Below are 21378 nucleotides of genomic sequence, written 5' to 3' on the forward strand. Positions count from 1 at the left end.
TGGAGGACATTATGGAAAAGACATTAGACAAGATCGTTGCTTTAGCAAAGAACAGAGGTTTTGTATATCCGGGTTCAGAGATTTATGGTGGACTTGCAAATACATGGGATTACGGTAACCTTGGTGTTGAGTTAAAGAACAATGTAAAAAAGGCTTGGTGGAAAAAGTTCATACAGGAGAATCCATATAATGTAGGTGTTGACTGTGCGATCCTGATGAACCCACAGACATGGGTAGCATCCGGACATCTTGGCGGTTTTGCAGATCCTTTGATGGACTGTAAAGAGTGCCATGAAAGATTCCGTGCAGACAAACTGATCGAAGACTACATGGCAGAGAATAACATGGAGATCGAAGGTTCCGTTGATGGCTGGTCAAATGAAGAAATGGAGAGCTTTATCGAAGAAAAGAATATCTGTTGTCCTTCATGTGGAAAACATAATTTTACAGGTATCAGACAGTTTAACCTGATGTTCAAGACATTCCAGGGTGTAACAGAGGATGCAAAGAACACAGTATATTTAAGACCTGAGACAGCACAGGGTATCTTTGTAAACTTCAAGAATGTACAGAGAACATCCAGAAAGAAGATCCCGTTTGGTATCGGACAGATCGGTAAGTCATTCCGTAACGAGATCACACCGGGTAACTTTACGTTCCGTACCAGAGAGTTTGAGCAGATGGAGCTGGAATTCTTCTGTGAACCGGGAACAGACCTTGAATGGTTTGATTACTGGAGAAGCTTCTGTATCAACTGGCTAAAAGACCTTGGTATCAAGGATGAAGAGATGCGTGCCCGTGATCATTCACCGGAAGAGCTTTGCTTCTACAGCAAGGGAACAACAGATATAGAGTTCTTATTCCCATTTGGATGGGGCGAGCTTTGGGGTATCGCAGACAGAACGGATTATGATCTGACTCAGCATCAGACTGTATCCGGCGAACCAATGGATTACTTTGATGATGAGAAAAAAGAGAAATACATTCCATATGTTATCGAACCATCACTTGGTGCTGATCGTGTAACACTTGCATTCCTTTGTGCTGCATATGATGAAGAAAATATCGGAACAGAGGAGAAGCCGGATGTAAGAACTGTATTACATTTCCATCCTGCACTTGCACCTGTTAAGATCGGGGTCCTTCCACTGAGCAAGAAACTCGGCGAGGGAGCAGAAAAGGTATATGCTGAATTATGCAAATACTACAACTGTGAATACGACGACAGAGGAAATATCGGTAAGCGTTACAGAAGACAGGATGAGATCGGAACTCCGTTCTGTGTAACTTATGATTTTGATTCAGAAGAAGATGGTGCTGTAACAGTCCGTGACAGAGATACCATGGAGCAGGAAAGAGTAAAGATTGAAGATCTGAAGGCATATTTTGAGAAGAAATTCGAATATTAATCAGATGAAATGAATCAATATCTCGGATTAGAGTGCCCGGTTGATCGAATCTGAAAAATAAAAGGGACATTTGTCGGAAAAGAACATTATCCGGCGGATGTCTCTTTCTTTTTGAAAAAGATTCCGGAATATGCGGTTAAAAAGAGAAAAAAATTGAAAAAAGTGGTTTAATATTATTAGGTCATATGATATAATCACGTCAGAGTGGTGGGAAAATTCTGCCCTAAAGCAGGCTTTTTTCAGCATATATTTAATTAGATACGTAGGAGGTAATAAACAAATGGCAAACAAGTGGGTTTATATGTTTAGCGAAGGCGACATGACCATGCGTAATCTTCTCGGTGGTAAGGGTGCAAACCTTGCAGAGATGACAACAATTGGTCTTCCAGTTCCACAGGGTTTCACAATCACAACAGAGGCTTGTACTCAGTACTATGAAGATGGTCGTAAGATCAACGACGAGATCATGGCACAGGCTATGGAAGGTGTTAAGAAGATGGAGGAGATCAACGGCAAGAAGTTCGGAGATCTTGAGAATCCATTATTAGTATCAGTTCGTTCAGGTGCTAGAGCATCTATGCCGGGTATGATGGATACAATCCTTAACCTTGGTTTAAATGACGAAGTTGTTGCTGCAATGATCGCACACAACCCAGATCCAGCATTCGAGCGTTTCGTATATGATTCTTACAGACGTTTCATTCAGATGTTCTCAGACGTTGTTATGGAAGTTGGTAAGAAGTACTTTGAGCAGCTCATCGATAAGATGAAAGAAGAGAAGGGTGTTAAGTTCGACGTAGAACTTACAGCAGCAGATCTTAAGACTCTTGCAGAGCAGTTCAAGGCTGAATACAAGAACCAGTTAGGAACAGATTTCCCTTCAGACCCAGTTGAGCAGTTAAAGTTAGCTATCGAAGCTGTATTCCGTTCATGGGACAACCCACGTGCAAACGTATACAGAAGAGATAACGATATCCCTTATTCATGGGGTACAGCAGTTAACGTAATGCCTATGGTATTCGGTAACTTAAATAATGAATCTGGTACAGGTGTTGCATTTACTCGTGACCCTGCAACAGGTGAGAAGAAGCTTATGGGTGAGTTCCTTATCAATGCACAGGGCGAAGACGTAGTTGCCGGTGTTCGTACACCAATGCCAATCGCTCAGATGGAGCAGGAATTCCCAGAAGCATATGCAGAATTCCTTAAGGTATGTGAGACTCTTGAGAATCACTACCATGATATGCAGGATATGGAGTTCACAGTTGAGAACAAGAAGCTTTACATGCTTCAGTGTAGAAATGGTAAGAGAACAGCTCAGGCAGCTCTTCAGATCGCTTGTGACCTTGTTGATGAAGGACATAAGACAGAGGAAGAAGCAGTTGCAATGATCGATCCTCGTAACCTTGATACACTTCTTCACCCACAGTTTGATGCAGCAGCTCTTAAGGCAGCTACACCAATGGGCAAGGGACTTGGTGCTTCACCGGGTGCTGCTTGTGGTAAGATCGTATTTACAGCTGACGATGCAGAAACATGGGCAGCTAAGGGCGAGAAGGTTGTTCTTGTACGTCTTGAGACATCACCAGAAGATATCACAGGTATGAAGTCAGCACAGGGTATCTTAACAGTTCGTGGTGGTATGACATCACATGCTGCTGTAGTTGCTCGTGGTATGGGTACTTGTTGTGTATCAGGTTGTGGCGATATCATCATGGATGAAGAGAACAAGAAGTTCACACTTGCAGGCAAAGAGTTCCATGAGGGAGATTTCATCTCAATCGATGGTACAACAGGTAACATTTACGATGGAGTTATTAAGACAGTTGATGCTTCAATCGCAGGTACATTCGGTCGTGTTATGGCATGGGCTGATAAGTACAGAACACTTAAGGTTAGAACAAATGCTGATACACCAGCAGATGCTAAGAAGGCTCGTGAGCTTGGTGCAGAAGGTATCGGTCTTTGCCGTACAGAGCATATGTTCTTTGATCCAGAAAGAATCGCAGCATTCCGTGAGATGATCTGCTCAGATACAGTAGAAGAAAGAGAAGAAGCTCTTAATAAGATCCTTCCATATCAGCAGGGAGATTTCAAGGCTCTTTACGAAGCACTTGAAGGTAACCCGGTTACTATCAGATTCCTGGATCCACCTCTTCATGAGTTCGTTCCTACAGAGGAAGCAGATATTGAGAAGCTTGCAAAGGCTAAGAATAAGTCAGTAGAAGAGATCAAGGCACTTTGCAACTCACTTCATGAGTTCAACCCTATGATGGGTCACAGAGGATGTCGTCTTGCTGTAACATATCCAGAAATCGCTAAGATGCAGACAAAGGCTGTTATCCGTGCAGCTATCGAAGTTCAGAAAGAGCATCCAGATTGGAATGTTGAGCCAGAAATCATGATCCCACTTGTATGTGAAGTTAAAGAGCTTAAGTATGTTAAGAAGGTAGTAGTTGAGACAGCTGATGCTGAGATCGCTGCTGCTGGTGTTGAGCTTAAGTACGAAGTTGGTACAATGATCGAGATCCCTAGAGCAGCTCTTACAGCTGATGAGATCGCTAAGGAAGCTGACTTCTTCTGCTTCGGTACTAACGACCTTACACAGATGACATTTGGTTTCTCAAGAGATGATGCCGGTAAGTTCTTAAATGCTTACTATGATGCTAAGATCTTCGAGAATGATCCATTTGCTAAGCTTGATCAGACTGGTGTTGGTAAGCTCATGGATATGGCTGTTAAACTTGGCAAGCCGGTTAATCCAAAGCTTCATATCGGTATCTGTGGTGAGCACGGTGGAGATCCTTCATCCGTTGAATTCTGCCACAAGATCGGTCTTGATTATGTATCATGTTCACCATTCCGTGTACCTATCGCTAGACTTGCTGCTGCTCAGGCTGCAATCGCTAACAAATAATAGACTGCACGAAAACGTGAATTATAATAGTCAATAATAAAAAGTCTCTGTTACTGTTATATTGCAGTAACAGGGGCTTTTTGTCAGTTAATAATTAAAATTATATGTTTGCACATAATTGTGAACAATACAAAGAATCCCATTTGGTGTATGCCGGGCGGGATTTTTGTGTTATAGTGGTAGTTGTGAGATTAAAGAATAGAAAAAGATGAAAACAAGAAAGAGAAAACAGATGAAGACAGATAATAGTGCGAAAAAAGTGAACAGTGTAAAGAAAGAACGTAGGGAAAAGAAAGAGAAACTGACGATTGAAAAGAGAATATTACAACTATCATTTTTTGGAAGTGTATTGTTTATAGTAGCGGAAGGTGTGATGGCATGGTTTACCCATTCCCATTCTTTGTGGACTGATTGTTTGTTTGATGCAGCGGATTTAGTGATGATCGGACCGTTTCTGGTGCTTGTGCCCCTGCTTTATAAACCGGTGACAGAGAAGCATCCATATGGATATGCACAGGTAGAATCGTTGTTTTTACTGGTAAAGTACAGTGTATTATTAGCACTTACCTGCAATCTAATGGTTGAAAATATAAAGCTGTTATTACATGGTGGACATGAAGTTGATGCCGGCAGTATTGCTATATTTGAATTGCTTGTATGTCTTGGCTGTGCAGGCATGTATCTGTTGCTTGGTCATTACAGTAAAAAGTATGAGTCTACGACGATCAAAGCTGAGCTTTATATGTGGAAGCTTGATGTTATAAGCAGTATGGGAGTAGCCGTAGCATTTGCAGTTCAGATGATATTGTTTACAACGAGATTTCGGTTTCTGACGCCGTATATTGATCCTGCAGTAGCTGTAATTATGGCACTGCTCCTTATAAAAGAACCTGTAAAGGAGATTTTCCAGAGCATTAAAAATCTGATTTTATTTGCGCCGGAGGAAGATGTCTTAAATCAGATACGTGGAATCGTGGATAAACATATGAATGATTATCCCTATGAGGTTACATTCTTAGATGTTATCCAGACCGGACGGAAGCTTTGGGTTGAAGTATATATTGGAAATAAAACAGACGTTATACATATCAGCATTCTGCATCGTGTCCGGGATGAGATTAAGCAAGAACTGAAATACAAATACGATCAGGTATATATAGAGATTATACCGGATTAGGATAAAATGAAAGATTTCAAGTTATTATATAAAACAGAGGTGATCGATATGAAGAAATGGAAGGTTGCCGGACTGATCACAGTAGCCGGGGCATGTGTTATTGCAATCGTCTGGGGATTGCATGGTCGGACAAAGAATAATGCAAAATTGTTGCAGTTAGATGAGCAGGTATCGGATGATTCTGTTATATATGTAGCATTGGGAGATTCAATTACATATGGATATTCATTAGAACACGCTGAGAATGAACGATTTTCTGCAAGGATTGCTGCTTATATGAAACAACAGGGGATGCAGGTTGTCGAATGTAATCAAGGAGTAAATGGTCAGCTCAGTGGAGACATGTGGCAAAATATCAAGAAAGGCAAGATAGATCTGTTAGACCATGCTGATTATGTAACATTTTGCATTGGTACGAATGATGCACTTCTTCCGTTTGAATTCTTTGTTATGCAATACGAAGATTATTTTTATGGATATTCTGGTGCAGGAGATGATTCTCTGCTTTGGGGAAAAATTAACAAAAAGACATTTATCCGGGACTTTGAGGAGGCAGACCGGTCTGCGGAAGATAATCTGAATCGGTTTTATAATAATCTTTCAGATAGTATAGATCTGATTCGTAAGGATTCACCGGATTGCCGGATTGCAATTATGACATTATATAATCCATATCGTAATATGGATTATGAAATATCGGCAGGAGGGATAACGGTCAATATCGGCCAGTATGCAGAAGAAAAGATCAGTCAGGCAAATACAATTATTCGTACAGTATGTAAAGAAAAGAATATTGTACTGGCAGATTGCTATGAAGCCTTTGCTTCATCAAATGATATTGTGCTGAATAATCAGAATGCAGAAAATTATATAGATCCAGATGATCATCCAACAGCAGTTGGACAGCAGTTGATCGCAGATGTATTTATAGAAGCATTGTTTACAAAATAAGATGTAATCAGGCACAGTATTTACTTACAAAGTAAGATGTGATCAGAAGGCAGCATTTATTTACCAAGTAAAATGGAAATAGAATAGCATTCATTCATAATAGAACAGCAGTTTAATGAATAAAAAAAGAATAGTTGGAGCACATAATAAGACATTTTCGTATGATGTTACAGTTTAAGATATGTCCGAAATTTGGAATATATTTTTATAAGGATATCATATGAAAATGTCTTTTTTTGAAGCAAGAGGGGTATAATTTATGATTTGATCCGACAATATTTGCGTAACATTATGCGTTTTAAATTGTAGTCGCTTCTAATAAACTAACGCAAATTGTCAGAATAAATACACATATTGTGTTTGCAAGATGAATATATTTATAAAATGCATCTATTTTTCTTTCTTTTTAGAAAATATTTTGATATAATTATTATGTAACTGGAGGTTTGGATGCAGAGACAGCATTCAGAAACAAGAATAACGTTTATGTAAGAAAGGGATGATGAGAACATGAACAGAAAATGGGGAAAGAAATGGATGGCAGCAATGCTTTCGATTTCGATGGTGATCGGTATGTTTCCTGGGGTTGGAAATCCGGTCAGAGTTCTTGCGGATGAGCCGCCGGGGCAGGCGGTCACGCAGGCAGATATTTCAAATGCAGATAACAGTGGAAAGGATAAATATGGATTTAATCTGACGACACCAAGTTCATTTAATGCAAATGACGGTGAAAATCCATATGGTTCCGGCTATTCTGCATTTAATGAAAAGATGGAAGCATTTTTATGGTATCGATCCAGTGGAAAGAACCGAAATGCTGAGACGTATAACTATACGAAAAGCTCGGATATCAAGGGCTATTATGTTGGACCAGATTCGAAACGGAACAACAATGGATTTATGCAGAGCCGTACAGCATCCGGCGCAGCTGATGTCAAGTATGTAAATGTAGACGGTTATGATCCGTATGGAACCGGCCGTGATAATATGGTTGCACTTGTTGGCGCATCACTGGGAAAAGATCCGCAGCTTGTTGTAGCAAGATACAGTGCATCCGGTAAAGGTCAGGAATTAAGAAAGACCTTCAGCCTTGGATCGGGTGATGATAATGACTGGCTTCGGGATAATCAGTTGGAAAAATACAGTGCCTATAAGAATTATTTTACATTAAAGGCAGGAGATTTTGATGGTGATGGAGATGAAGATATCGCAGTCTATGTTCCAAAACGTGGAGATCCGTATATTATGATCCTGGACGGAATCACCTTATCGCCGATCAGTGATAATATTCCGGTTCGTAGTTTTATGGGAAATACCGGAGCGGATATGGCAGGTAAATTTACCAATAATGGTAAGACAGCAAGAGCAACAATCAACATGTCGATAGAAACTTCGGATATCAATCGGGATGGTAAAGATGAGATCCTTCTGGTTGGTTCCTATTCGAATATCCACGATGACAGTGATGGAAAGAAGCTGCAGCAGAGAAGCTCTGTATTTGCCTGTTATAAGGTAGAGAACAAGAAACCACAGCAGATGAATAAGTATGTAATGGATAAGGATACATGCAGTGTATATATGCGTTACGCATCTGTAGCAGCAGGTGATATTGATTTTGATGGCTTCCCGGAAGTTGTAGTTGCCGGTGTATACAGTGATAATGATGGCCCGGATGGAGATAAATCCGGTTCAAATAAAAAGTATATGCTGGTAACATTGAAATACGATCCAAATGAAGAGGTGGAGACATTAATTCCATCCGGCGGAAACGTAATGGATATGTGTAATTTTGTAAATGCAGGCTTTGATAAAGATGATAATGTGCATCCGCTTCCTGCATTGACCTGTGCGGCAGTAAACGGAAGAAATGATGCGGAGCAGGTTTTCTTAGATGGTGTTTTCTGGAAGTTTGAAAATGAATCATGGAAAAAGGACTATACAGCAAAGGTATGCCAGAGCAGTGATAAAGGAATCGGCGGTTATATCATATCCGATACCTGGGTAGACGGATGTGTGGCAGGAAACTTTGATGAAAATGATCTGGGAATTGAGCAGGTTTTATATACGACCGGATATAAGCAACAGAGCTTTAACCGGTACTTTTACCGGGTGAACATGTCCGGTAAGGAACAGAACAAGGATTCATCGACCGGTATCTGTACACCGGGCAGTTACTTTGATTCAAGTTCAAATGAGCTGGTGCGGCATGTCGGTATGAGTGATTTCCCTTGCCTGGCGATTGCAGCAGTTGATGCGGATAAAGATACAGATGTATTTACCTTTAAGAGCAAGAAATATACATACAGTAATGTAGATATTCTGGCTATATTACAGGCTGCTCCATATTTTGGAGAGCTTCAGGATAATTATTATAATGGCAATATCGGAGAAACCTTATATGGTAAGCTATCCGGACAAGGAACGGTAACCAGTAAGACGAAAATGGCATCCATCGGAGCATATGCATCATTTTCCATCGGTTCTTCAGCATTGCAGTTCCATACGGAGACGTCCTATACCCATGACTGGGAGTGGTCGTATGAGGATGAGCTTTCCCATGAGTATTCGATTAGTTTTGAAAATGATGGTACGAAGAATCAGGTAGTACTTTATCGAACGCCGGTTATATTGTATGAATATGTCATCACACCGGCGAATGGAAGTGCATCGTATACCATGGAGGTCGGAGTGCAGCAGCAGCCGGTCTATTCGACCATGGATGTAGATACCTTTAACCGATTTGCAGAAAGTGATGAAACTCTGCAGAATAAGGTAATTACGAAGGATATTCTGTCCAGTACGCCGGGATGTCCGGATACCTATGCGACCAGTTCACTTGGAATGAAGGGGTTTGTTGGCTATCCGAACTGGGTAGAGATCAATAATAAGGTCAATGACCAGACAACGGTAGCTATGAATATTACGAACAATACACAGAGCAGTAAAACAATGACCCAGACGAACAGCTTCGAACTGACACTTGGTGTAGAAGGTGAGATAGATGCCAAAGTGGCGAAGATGAATTATGGCGGTGGTGTCAAACTTGGCGGTGGCTGGGGCTCCGGTAAGACAACATTTGATTATTCATCAGTATCAAAGGAAGGCGTGGTAGCTTACCCGCCAGCGACGGATTCCCAGTACAGCTTCAGTACAAAATTTGGTATCTGGCAGGCAAAACTTGGCGACAACAATGTTCCGATCCTTGGCTTTGTTGTAAAGAATGTCGAACAGCCGCCATCTCCACCGGAAGATATCAGTGTGGATACAGTGACCGCGGATTATGTAACGCTTGCATGGGAAAGTGGTTATAAGAAGGCAGAGAAATATGAGATCTATCAGGTATTTAATGATGGTATTACAACCAATAAATACAGCCTGTTAGATACGATCAGCGGTGACAGTTCTTCTTACACCTATGATGGACTGAAACCATCGACGGAATATGAATTTGCACTTCGTTCAGTTGGAACAAACAGCGGAGGCGAGACTGTATACTCCGAATACACACCGGAGGTATCCGTTCATACACTGGCTGACAGTGAGAAACCGGATATCTTAAGCATGACAAGTGTACAGAGAGTTGTTGTCGGCGGTAATGCGAGCTTTGTGATCGATGCACTTCCGTCTGCAAATGCAAAAGGCGGTCTGTCCTATGCATGGCAGGTTCGAAAAGCAGGTTCGGTCAACTGGGTAAACCTGACTGACAAAGAAGCTTCCGGTATAAATGGAAGTACATTGAAGTTAAATGGTATCACAGAGGATATGGATGGCAATTCTTATCGATGCGTTCTTTCTGAGCTGATAAAGGGTGTGCGGTTATATGCATATGGAGCTCCGGGTATCCTGCATGTTGGAAGGGCTGACAGTATGATGACAGCAACGATTAGCAATACACAGTCCGACAGTGCGAATAAGGGAACCAATACAGCGTTTGGACAGTATACACAGACACGGACGGTTACGAATGAACGTACGGTATCGAAGACTGTAGCGGTTACGATCGGAACACAGAAGGAGACATTTGTCCAGTATAAGAATGGTGCAGTGGTATCCGCTGTATATCCGGATGCAGTAATACCGGAATTTATCTATTTTGACAGCCAGACAAATGAATGGTATGTACTGGAAGAATATAATGAGACAGCAGGAACAGCAACTGTAAAGGTGAAATTAAATGAAGTAATACCAAATGTATTCCAGAGTGGAACAACCGGTGATGCAGCCGCTCTCTGGAATGGAGTTGATGCAGATACAATAAAGCCTGTGACAGAACAGGTGACAGAGACGGCAGCGGGCAAGACTTATTATGCATATACAGCAGTAACAGCCGATGGTGAGATACTGTTGTACAGCACAGATGCTATGTCAGAAGCAGTTACACAGTGGTATCAGTTGGAACAGGGTACAGATGGAGCAATTACAGCAAAAGCGTATGCCGGTACTGTTCAGTCCTATGTGCCTGCTTATGCCGGATATAAAGAAGAATCTGCTGGCACTACAAATCAGCAGTATATCGAGGTTGATGGAACAACCTGGTATCTGTACTGGCCGGAGGCATACGAAGGAAATAATGCTTATATCATGTATGCAAAATCTGCCGAAGCAGATCGGACTGCGGATGAGACCTATTATTACAAGACTGAGCAGACGGTAACAGATGAGAACCAGCAGGAGCAGATCATTACAACATTTAATGAATTAAAGATCGCTACGGATGATGCCTTTTCTCTTATGGGAAGTGGAGCATCTAAGCAGTATGGTGTTACCCCTGGGGAGGTTGTTACCGTAAATGAAACATATGATACACAGGTTGAAGATATCATAAAGGGAGATCAGACAACGGTTCAGATCCATGTTGCAGAGGCAGTTACATCTTCTGTCAATATCGATAAAACAGGAATTGTAAATGTAAACTTCTTCAATAACCGGACCGGTTCTATTCGTGATATATCAACCGTTGTAGATAAGAATGGTAATGCTTCTGTTGTATGGAATCCGGAAGAAGCCGGAGATTATACGGTAGCTGTATCTTATGGAGGAAATACATCATTATATCCTACTGATACACAGACTGTTTATTATGTAGTAGATCGTACGGATAATATGGTATACGTTCTTTCCGGAAACAATGCGGAATATGGCAATACCATTAAGTTAGAAGTCAGACAGGGAAAACGGGAAAACGATACATCCGGCAATATAACGACAGAACCGCTTGCAGCAGATGCTTCTGTATCTTATCAGGTATCCTATGTGGATGGAGATGATAAGGTTGTAACGGAAAATATAGCCAGCAATACATTTACTCCAAAATGGCCGGGACAGCATACATTTGTTGCGACGATAACCAGACAGAACGGTACCAGTCAGACCAAATCATATGCGATGAAGATGCTTACCGTAAGCAAACGGCCGATCGTTATTACTGCTCCATCAAAGGATGGTATATCAGAGGATGACACGACAGATAAAGTATTAAGCCTGTCAGATGTTGTTGTAAAATATGCGGGTGATGACACAGAATCCGGTATCCTGGATTCAGATGCAGCTAAATATAAACTGTCGGATTTGATGACAATAGAAGCTGAGCCGAAGTTAGATGAAAATTCGACAGCAGGTGTTTACCAGACCGGAATCGCATGGCTTACAGTTGGAACTGAAGAAGACAGTGAGTATACAGATTTGGTAAAAGAATTCCTGAAAAAATATAATGTCACTCTGAACAGAGGAAAATATCAGATCGTATCGAACCAGTATACAGTCCGATATGAGTCTGATGGCAAGGGAACGATAAAAGGATATTGTGGAGACTCCAAAGAGCCATTTGCATCCGGAGCCGGATTAGCAGATCAGAGCAAGGTATCCTTTAAAGCAATTCCAAAGGATAATTATAAGATCAAAGCATGGAAGGTAACAGGAAGCGATGGAAATGATCTGGTTCTCGGAACTGATTATGTGGTAAATGGAGATACATTGATCGTTTCAGCATTGAGCAGCAGTGTTCATGTCAGTGTATCCTTTGCAGCAAAGACCTACCAGTTGAATTACGATCAGCCGGAAAACGGAAGTCTTCAGGCATATTATGTAAAGGCCGGAAGCTATGGAAGCAAGATCGATACAGGTGAGACCGTCCTTACGGGAAAGAGTATCCTGCTTCAGGCGGTTCCAGATGAGAATTATGTCGTAAAACAGTGGACGGTTTCTCATGGTGGTTCAGCAAAGATCCAGAAAAATACTGACGGAAGTATCTTTGCCGGAACAGAGATCACACTCGATAATGTGGAGACAGATACTGTTGTGGCCGTTGAATTTGAACCGGTAGAGACATATTCATTTGAGACAGAAGTGATCGCAGAAGATCCGGATACATCGGTTGCAGGCTGTAAGATCAATGTCTCAGAACAGGTTCAGGATGGCAAGGCAGCAAAGGGATCAACGGTGACACTTACGGCAGATCTTCCGGAATCCGTTACTGTATCAGAATGGAGAATCTATACAGATGATATACATTATACAGTTGCAGCAACCGGAGGAGATCAGTATGTAGTATCCAACGTCCAGAAGAACATGAAGATCAAGTTGGTTGTCAATATGTTCCAGATGGAAACACTTCATTTTGAAGCGGTAAATGAACAGGGACAGCAGGTAGATGATGTTGTTACGGCATGGAGTGATTCTGTGCAGATCAGCAATGATACAAAGATCGTAAAGAATCTGCCGGTTGTTATGAAAGCAGATGTACCGGAGCAGTATCAGATCGCAGAGTGGAAGCTGTTTATCGGTTCAGAAGAACAGACGATCGCAACCGGAAAGGATGCGAAGGAAAGTTCATTTAACAGTGTAAACAAATCCATGCGTGTTGTACTCGTTCTGCTTGATCGTCCAACTGTCACATATAACAGTGATAATAACGGAACACTGGAGTGTGATGTTGTATCCGGTGGTTATATTGACAGATACCACACAGAGGATATCGTTATGACAGCAGCACCGAAGACCGGATATGAAGTGGATCAGATCACAGTAATGATGGATGGTGCAGCTTACAGTGATATGACGGTTTCTGATATAGAAAATACAGACAATAAGCAGATCAAGATTCAGGCACCAGATACAGGCTTTGAGAAAAATGTAGAGGTTGCAGTTACTTATAAGGAGATTCCAAAGGTAGAACTTCAGTATGAGCTGGTATCGGCAGATGGAGCAAAGGCAGGAACAATAGCTGTTCATGTGGATCGCAAAAAACAGAATGATCTTATGCAGGATGTATCCGCTGGATCTGGCAGTCTTGAAGTATACCGGGACAGCACGGTTACAATGACAGCATCGGTGATCGCTGGCTACGAGATCAATGCATGGAGTATGAATGGTACAGATATCACAGCAGATGTCCGTACGAACAATACAGATCTGAGCAAACTGGTATGTACCGTTGATGAGAAGCTGTTACAGAATGTACCGATTAAGATCATGGTAACGGTTGTTAAGACGCCGGAGCCTCCGTTAGAACCGGAAAAACCGGTTGTAGAGGAACTGACTAAGAAGCAGATTGAGAAGAATTCACAGATACTTTCCAGCAAACAGAAGGTTGCATGGACACAGAAGGGAATCCAACTGACCTGGAAAGCTGTTAAGGGGGCACAGGGATATGATGTCTATGCAGCTCCATGTAACAGAAAGAAGCTGACTGTTGTTAAGACGATTTCAGGTGCAAAGAAGAACGCAACAGTACTGAGTAAGTATAAAGGCAAGAGTCTGAACCGGAAGCAGTCATACAGAGTCCGTGTCAAGGCATATCGTATTGTAAATGGGAAGAAGCAGTATATTGCTACAGGATTGACCCTCCATATCGCAGGGCCGAAGAACAAGACATATACAAATGTAAAGAAGATTCAGTGCAAGAAGACAGAGTATACCTTAAAGAAAGGTAAAACAGCAAAGATAACAACTAAGCTTATCTTACAGGATAACAAGAAGAAACTGTTATCCAAAGGGCATGGTGCTAAGCTTCGCTACAGCAGTACCAATAAAGCGGTTGCTGTTGTAACGGCAAAGGGTACGATCCGTGCAAAGAAAAAAGGAACCTGTTATATCTATGTTACTGCATTAAATGGAGTAAATAAACGGGTGAAGGTCACAGTAAAATAAAACTGCAAATTTAAGTTAAAAAAATTCCATGGTGGGGTAACACAGGAGCTTTCCGGCTCCCTGTTATCCCATTCATGGAATTTTATTTTTGTTCAAAATATTTATATAAAAATCTATTTCTTTCTGGACAGATAGGTGACAAAGATCATATATTTATCAATGATCTGTCCGGCGATAGCAATACCTTTTCCCATTGTAAAAGCTGCCAATATAGTTCCGATTCCAAGACCTTTGATATGACCGAGAAAGAAGCCTGTCATACAGGCAGTTGTAAGCAGACAGATGACGTCAAAAGAAATCTTAACGATTGAATATTTCTTCTTTATGATCTGCGACAGCTCGCGTGGAAAAAGGTCGGTAGGAACGATTGGCAGACCGCAACGGTTGGAAAGTGCGATACCGATACAGATCAGCACATAACTAATTATAAAATAAAGAATCCGGTATCCGATAGCGGTTGGAAGAATGTTGATCCACATTTCATGGACATCAAGCAGTTTCCCGAAGAAAAAACCAACGATAAAACTGCACAGATATTGAGGGACAAATTTCTTCCGTAAAATCATTAGGGTGAGAACCAGAAGTCCCTGAAAGATGTAGGTCCAAGTACCTAAGCTGAGCTTTGGGAGCACCTCGGAAAAGGCGTAAGGGACACTGGAAATCGCAGAAATCCCTGCACCGGAATATAACATCAGAACGACTGCGAAGCTGTTTATACATACGGCAACGATCAAAGCTATTTCACCATACACGATATGCCGAGTCATATGAGCATCTGTTTCTTGGATGATATGGTTTTGTATATATATATTCATTTTAAAGCTGCATCCTTTCATTTGTTTTTATCATATCGATATGTATAATGGATTATTTCGGTATTATATGTAAGCGGATTTGCTTCATTTTTATATGCCTTTCACGGTTTCGTATTGTAACACTCCATGCAAATGATAACAAATGAATAGTTTTTATAATTCTATAGATATTGTCTATATAAAATCTATGAGTATAATATAAATAATGGATTCAAATATAAATTTTTTGGATGAAAACAGAAAATGAATCGAACATCAAAAGTCAGATAGAAAGAGGTAAACGGATGAATTTATTTTATATACGATATTTCGTGGAACTGGCAAAGGAACAGCAGTACACGAAGGCAGCAAAGAATCTGAACATCACACAGCCGAGTTTAAGCCATGCGATTCACCAGTTAGAAGAAGAACTTGGGGTATTATTATTTGAAAAGACAGGACGTAACACTGTACTTACGAGGTATGGAGAAGAATTTCTGGTCTATGCGGAGAATACGATCCGGACGCTCGATCAGGGCATTCGTCTGATGCAGAAGGCAGCACATGGAGAAGGTGTCATAAGATTAGGGTTTGTTCGACCGCTTGGTATGGACTTTGTTCCGGGATTGGCTGATGATTATAGGAAAAGGTTACAGGATGAAATGGTTCAGTTTTCATTTCATACAGGAACAACACATGAGTTAGTAAATGGACTGAAAGAGAAACAGTACGATATTATATTCTGTTCCAGACCGGTGGATGAAAGTGGTCTGTCTGTTCTTCCGGTTGGCAGACAGGATCTTGTCGTAATTACCCCGGAGGGGCACCCGCTCGCAGAAGAGAAAAATGTAGATCTTGCGGATACATTAAAATATCCGCAGATTTATTTTGCGGAAGGTTCCGGTATGCGGGATGTGATAAACGAATTATATAGCTTGATAGGTGAGACACCGCAGATTGCTTATGAGACAGAAGAAGATGAAGTAATTGCCGGCCTTGTAGCGCATAACTTTGGAATTGCTGTTGTTCCTTATATGAAGCTCTTAGAACGGCTTACGGTAAAAATCCTGAAGCTAAGAAAGCCCCGGGCAGACCGGATGTATTATATGGTCTGTGACGCGACTGCTTATAAGCCTCCCTGTGTACAGAGTTTTTATGATTATGTGTCGGAAAAAAATGAAATGCAGGAAGATAAATTTATATGGAATATATAGGAAATCGGAATTTGCATAAAAGTTTCGCGTATACGACAGGTTTGTGGTATAATTTTACATGAGTGATATGTATGGCTTTTTGCAATATGTATACAAAAATGATAAAAGGAGATAAAGACTATGGCATGGTATGACAGCGCAGTATTTTATCATATTTACCCACTTGGATTGTGTGGATGTCCACATGATAACAATGGAGAGACAGGAGCACATTTTGACAAGTTAAATGAATGGGCGGAGCATGCGAAGCGGATCGGATGCAATGCGATTTATATAGGACCGTTATTTGAATCCGGTTCTCATGGATATGATACAACCGATTATCGGCTGGTAGACAGACGACTTGGAACAAATGATGACTTCAAGCAGTTCGTAAAGAACTGTCATGCAAATGATGTAAAGGTCATCGTAGATGGTGTATTTAATCATACAGGCAGAGATTTCTTTGCATTTCAGGATATAAAGCAGAACCGGGAGAATTCCAGATACAAGGATTGGTACTGCAATGTGAATTTCTGGGGTAACAACGAATATAACGATGGATTTTCCTATGATAACTGGGGCGGATATAATCTGCTTGCGAAATTAAACCTCTGGAATCCGGAAGTGAAGAATTATCATCTTGAAACCGTAAAGTTCTGGGTCGATGAATTTGATATTGATGGAATCCGTCTGGATGCTGCGGACGTACTTGATTTTGGCTTTATGAAAGAATTACGTTCCTTCTGCAATGGATTAAAGCCGGATTTCTGGCTGATGGGCGAGGTTATTCATGGAGATTATTCGAGATGGGCAAATAACGATATGCTCCATTCCGTAACAAATTATGAACTGCATAAGGGCTTGTATTCCGGACATAACGACCATAATTATTTTGAGATTGCACATACGATCAAGCGTTTAAATGGCATTGTAGGTGATAAGAAGTTATATACCTTCTGTGATAACCACGATGTAGCAAGAATCTACAGTAAATTAAATAACAAGGCGCATATGTACAATGTAGCGATCCTCGTATATACCGTACCGGGAATTCCGTCAATCTATTACGGTTCTGAATTCGGTATACCGGGCAATAAGGAGAATGGTTCAGACTGGAATCTGCGTCCGGATCTGAATCTGGCTGATTTTAATGAAAAAGATGAGCTCCCTGCATTGTATACAACACTTGGGCATCTGAAACAGAGATTTCCGGAACTGACCTATGGAGACTACCGGGAATTGTATCTGACGACCGGACAGTTTGCATTTGCAAGATGTCTGGATGGACGTGCAGTTGTAACAGCATTGAATAATGCAGATAACGGTGCACACATGGAGATCAATCTGCCGATTGGTGCAAATAAAGCAGTCAACCTCCTGACGATCGATCAGACAACAGAAGTACAGGAGGATACCTGTACAGATGATGCAACAGCAAAGGCATGGGAAAATGCACGAAATGAGCTGCTTGATAAAGCCGGTCAGTTGGTCGGAGCCTCCGGTGAGATCCGCTATAAGGCAGAAGATATCCGTAAGGCATTAGAAGCACTGGAAACAGGCGCAGACTTCGGACAGGCAGTATGGAATCTGTTTGGAAATCTGAATGATACCATGAACAACATGCATCGTGTGATCGGCGAATTCGAACAGACTATGCATAAGCAGGAGAGAAACTCTGTAGCCGCAGGCGGTGACTGTACAGGCGGAGAAAGCCTTGAGATCCGCGATGGGAAGCTGATCGTAGACCTCCCGGCAAACAAGGGTGTTGTCGTATATTTAACCAATGAATAATATATAATTTGCCTACATTTTACTTATAGTAATGAAAATTACTATGAGAAGATGGTATTAAGTATTTTGTATAATATTTTATTAGAGAAATTTATAGACAGAAAAAGTCCATCAGACTTGTTTTTTGAATGAGCAAGTCTGATGGACTTTTTTGTCGCAAAAATTTATGCATAAAGAATAAGAGCTATGCGTAGAATATTAAGATTGCATAGAAAAAAGAATGCAAAACCTCTAAAAAATATGTAGTTTTTTGTTGAAAATCACATAAAATAGTGTTAGCATAAATATGTATGTTAGTATATTTGTAACGAGACTGCACAGAATTGACGGAAGCCGCTTCTGTGCCGGGGGAATGGTTATAATTAAGGAGATTGTATATGATACTTATTGATACGCAAAAAGAAGAATTTAGCAAGCTGAGGGATATCCGCGTATTTGGAAGAATCAGTCACGATGATCGGTTTAATGGGAATCTGCTGGTGATCGGTCTTGGCGGTGTCGGAAGCAGAACCGTTTGTAACTTAAAGGGGATGATGGTTGATGATATCATACCGGAGGATAATATTCATTTTCTGATGATTGATTCAGACATTCCTGAGATGGAACAGACAATTGAGGACAGCAAAGAGCATGTTGGTTTTAATGCACTTGAAGTATTAAGTATCTACAGACCGAATATTGAAAATATACTTGCAGATGGAATCAAGAAAAATCCGGTACATCCGAATCTTGCAAACTGGATGGATGCAGACTTTCCGGATGTTACAGTGACAAAAGACGGTGCGCATGGCAATCGTCAGATCGGACGACTCATGTTTTCAAATGCTTATGAAGATATCCGTATGCTGTTATTTGACAGACTGGAAGAGATTCATGATAAGGCGAATGGTAATTGGATGGATGTGATCATTGTATCCAGTCTTTCCGGCGGAACCGGAAGCGGTATCTTATCTGATCTTACATATAATATCCGGGCGTATGGAAAAGCAAAGAAGTGGGCGAATCTTCGAATCGGAGGCTGCCTGTTGATGCCGGATGTTATATTTGGCAACAAGAGCGTAACGGAAGATCCGGAGTTAATGTTCCGGATGATGGCAAATGGCTGTGCTGCGTTAAAAGAAGTCGATTACTATATGAAGCTTTCAGAAAAGGATGATGCATATATATTTGAAAGCACCACCCACAAGCTGGTGATCCGGGAGAATCTGTTCGATGCCTGTATGCTGGTATCCGGTAAGAAGGACAGCCAGGGATACCTGCCGGAGGGTACAGTTCTGATGGACACAGCAAGATTCCTATATAAACTTGCATGTAACAAATATATCGGTAACAATGATGTAAACGATGACAGAAAGCTGCTTCGGGATGTATTCTTTGATAATGAGAAATATTCTGTGACAAACTGGAAGATGGAACATTCGGATTCTGAGATTGCGACAGCAAATTGTTATTATAAGGTTGTCAGTGAAGCAGATTACAAGATACCGATCCGTGAGATTGAGAATATCTGTGAGAGTGATCTGTTTAACAAAGCATATAAGCGTTTGTTTGTTTCGCCATTTGACAATCCGCAGATTGAAGTGGATATCAAGGATGCGTTAAAAGAGCTGGATGATTTTCTTCATGCAGAACCGGGAGATGAGATCAACCTCAGTGTGAACGGATTAATCCAGTTTGGACAGTTTACGAAGCCAACCTATAAGATGATCAAGAAGCATACAGATGGACTCAGAGAACATATGGGTGAGAAGCTTGATAATATGGATAAAGAGCTTCCGGTCATGATCAAGTCCATTAAGAATAAATTGTGGAATTCCTTAGATGCTGTAATTGCCAGATATATCAAGGTATGCGGTCCGTATGCAGCGATTGATATTATCGGAGCACCAACAGCCGGTGTAGCAGATTCTACCAGAGGTATGATGGCAGAGGTTAAGAAGCTGCAGGAGCTTCACAGTAAATATACACCATCCGGTGAATACTCCAGAATTATAGAATCTATATGTGAGATTGTAGCAAAACGTTTCTTCACTTTTCCGTCTGCAAAGCGTGAGACAGAGAATGGATATTATGATGCCTGTATCAAAGAGACACTTGCTGCAGAACGAAATCGGATCATGGATGAGATCGATGCACAGGATCTGTTTGGTGATACACTTCGTTGGTTGCAGCAGCGAGCAGAGCGTTTGGATGAGATCTATTCCCAGTTCGGAGAAGATCTGAAGAATTCAATCGAGGATCTTGCAAATGAAGGTAAGGTAACAACCAAGAATATATTAAAGAATGCAGCCAGACATGAATTCCTTCCGACTGATTATGTAAATGACAGTCGTATCAATGAGGTAAAGGATGGACTGATCCGGTTGATGTTAGATAATGAAGCAAATATTGATAACGGAAGAGTTGTTCCTGTCAAGGATGAGATGGAGAAGATTTATCGTCGTTTATTCAGCGGTATCGGAGCATATGGTCCGGAGAAGATGTTATCCGTTGCATTCTCTGATAAGAAGCTTGCGGAGAATGATATCAATGTTATGTTTGGTTCACCGACAAATAACCGACGGGATGAAGTTATGCAGAAGGTAGCTGCTGCATTTGTAAATGATATTCAGGAAGAAAAGCAGTTATGTGTGCTCAAGGATGGCTACAAAGAACTTTTGTTGAATAAGAAATATATATCAGTGCCAAATGTAATGCCGTATTTCAGTAGGGCAGTAAAAGGAATCCTGATGGATAAACCATATAATGAGAAGGAGGATTCCATTACATTGAATCCTGGTGAGATTGAGATTTCGATCAATGATATGTATGTCGGCGTGCCTGCATCTATGATGGCATGTACAGCAGAGATGCAGAAAGCCTATAATGCAGTAGATAGTTCTTATAAGGGACTGCATATTGACGAAGTGAATAGGGATATGAAAGATTTCCCGAATCTTTGCACGTTATAATAAATAGTATGAAAGAATCCTACATGTGGAGGTGTATGAAACCG

General features: G+C 41.1%; 9 protein-coding genes. 8 read left to right on the top strand and 1 reads right to left on the bottom strand.

All coding sequences use genetic code 11. From position 1 onward, the window contains the following. The first annotated feature begins 11 nt into the window (after window positions 1-11). From OCV60_RS03000 to OCV60_RS03020, 5 genes are all read left to right on the top strand, one after another. A complete protein-coding gene (locus tag OCV60_RS03000) occupies window positions 12-1409 on the top strand; it encodes a glycine--tRNA ligase (RefSeq protein WP_021943736.1) in 1398 nt (465 codons plus the stop codon). A 280-nt stretch (window positions 1410-1689) separates the two neighbouring features. Further along, window positions 1690-4326 carry a pyruvate, phosphate dikinase gene (ppdK, locus tag OCV60_RS03005; RefSeq protein WP_021943737.1) on the top strand — a complete coding sequence of 879 codons (2637 nt, stop codon included), beginning with the start codon at window positions 1690-1692 and terminating at the stop codon, window positions 4324-4326. Between the two features lie 232 nt (window positions 4327-4558). Then, the gene (locus tag OCV60_RS03010) at window positions 4559-5503 is read left to right on the top strand and encodes a cation diffusion facilitator family transporter (protein ID WP_117822722.1); all 945 of its coding nucleotides are present in this window, start codon (window positions 4559-4561) and stop codon (window positions 5501-5503) included. Window positions 5504-5551: 48 nt separating this feature from the next. Beyond that, entirely contained in the window at window positions 5552-6454 is a 903-nt protein-coding gene (locus tag OCV60_RS03015; RefSeq protein WP_262529288.1) for an SGNH/GDSL hydrolase family protein, read from the top strand. A 510-nt stretch (window positions 6455-6964) separates the two neighbouring features. Further along, entirely contained in the window at window positions 6965-14602 is a 7638-nt protein-coding gene (locus OCV60_RS03020) for a fibronectin type III domain-containing protein (protein WP_262529289.1), read from the top strand. A 113-nt stretch (window positions 14603-14715) separates the two neighbouring features. Here the strand turns inward: OCV60_RS03020 and OCV60_RS03025 are convergent, their stop codons facing one another. Continuing rightward, window positions 14716-15369: a DUF6198 family protein gene (locus tag OCV60_RS03025; protein ID WP_117785012.1), complete on the bottom strand. Its 654-nt coding sequence runs from the start codon at window positions 15367-15369 to the stop codon at window positions 14716-14718. Between the two features lie 332 nt (window positions 15370-15701). Between OCV60_RS03025 and OCV60_RS03030 the strand changes: the two genes are divergently transcribed. The 3 genes from OCV60_RS03030 to OCV60_RS03040 all read left to right on the top strand — a co-directional run bounded on the left by OCV60_RS03030 (window position 15702) and on the right by OCV60_RS03040 (window position 21334). After that, on the top strand, window positions 15702-16610 hold the full coding sequence (locus OCV60_RS03030) for a LysR family transcriptional regulator (RefSeq protein WP_021943742.1): 909 nt from the start codon (window positions 15702-15704) through the stop codon (window positions 16608-16610). Window positions 16611-16730: 120 nt separating this feature from the next. Further along, window positions 16731-18383 carry an alpha-amylase family glycosyl hydrolase gene (locus OCV60_RS03035; RefSeq protein WP_117784913.1) on the top strand — a complete coding sequence of 551 codons (1653 nt, stop codon included), beginning with the start codon at window positions 16731-16733 and terminating at the stop codon, window positions 18381-18383. A 377-nt stretch (window positions 18384-18760) separates the two neighbouring features. Then, a complete protein-coding gene (locus OCV60_RS03040) occupies window positions 18761-21334 on the top strand; it encodes a tubulin-like doman-containing protein (protein ID WP_262529291.1) in 2574 nt (857 codons plus the stop codon). Window positions 21335-21378: the final 44 nt, after the last annotated feature.

The sequence above is a fragment of the Coprococcus ammoniilyticus genome, from assembly GCF_025567345.1.
GTDB classification, from domain to species: domain Bacteria; phylum Bacillota; class Clostridia; order Lachnospirales; family Lachnospiraceae; genus Coprococcus; species Coprococcus ammoniilyticus.

Excerpts from the sequence above, each read along its gene's own strand:
- OCV60_RS03020 (WP_262529289.1), top strand. The coding sequence starts at position 6,965 with ATGAACAGAAAATGGGGAAAGAAATGGATGGCAGCAATGCTTTCGATT.
- OCV60_RS03035 (WP_117784913.1), top strand. The coding sequence starts at position 16,731 with ATGGCATGGTATGACAGCGCAGTATTTTATCATATTTACCCACTTGGA.
- OCV60_RS03010 (WP_117822722.1), top strand. The coding sequence starts at position 4,559 with ATGAAGACAGATAATAGTGCGAAAAAAGTGAACAGTGTAAAGAAAGAA.
- OCV60_RS03040 (WP_262529291.1), top strand. The coding sequence starts at position 18,761 with ATGATACTTATTGATACGCAAAAAGAAGAATTTAGCAAGCTGAGGGAT.
- ppdK (WP_021943737.1), top strand. The coding sequence starts at position 1,690 with ATGGCAAACAAGTGGGTTTATATGTTTAGCGAAGGCGACATGACCATG.
- OCV60_RS03030 (WP_021943742.1), top strand. The coding sequence starts at position 15,702 with ATGAATTTATTTTATATACGATATTTCGTGGAACTGGCAAAGGAACAG.
- OCV60_RS03025 (WP_117785012.1), bottom strand. The coding sequence starts at position 15,369 with ATGACTCGGCATATCGTGTATGGTGAAATAGCTTTGATCGTTGCCGTA.
- OCV60_RS03015 (WP_262529288.1), top strand. The coding sequence starts at position 5,552 with ATGAAGAAATGGAAGGTTGCCGGACTGATCACAGTAGCCGGGGCATGT.
- OCV60_RS03000 (WP_021943736.1), top strand. The coding sequence starts at position 12 with ATGGAAAAGACATTAGACAAGATCGTTGCTTTAGCAAAGAACAGAGGT.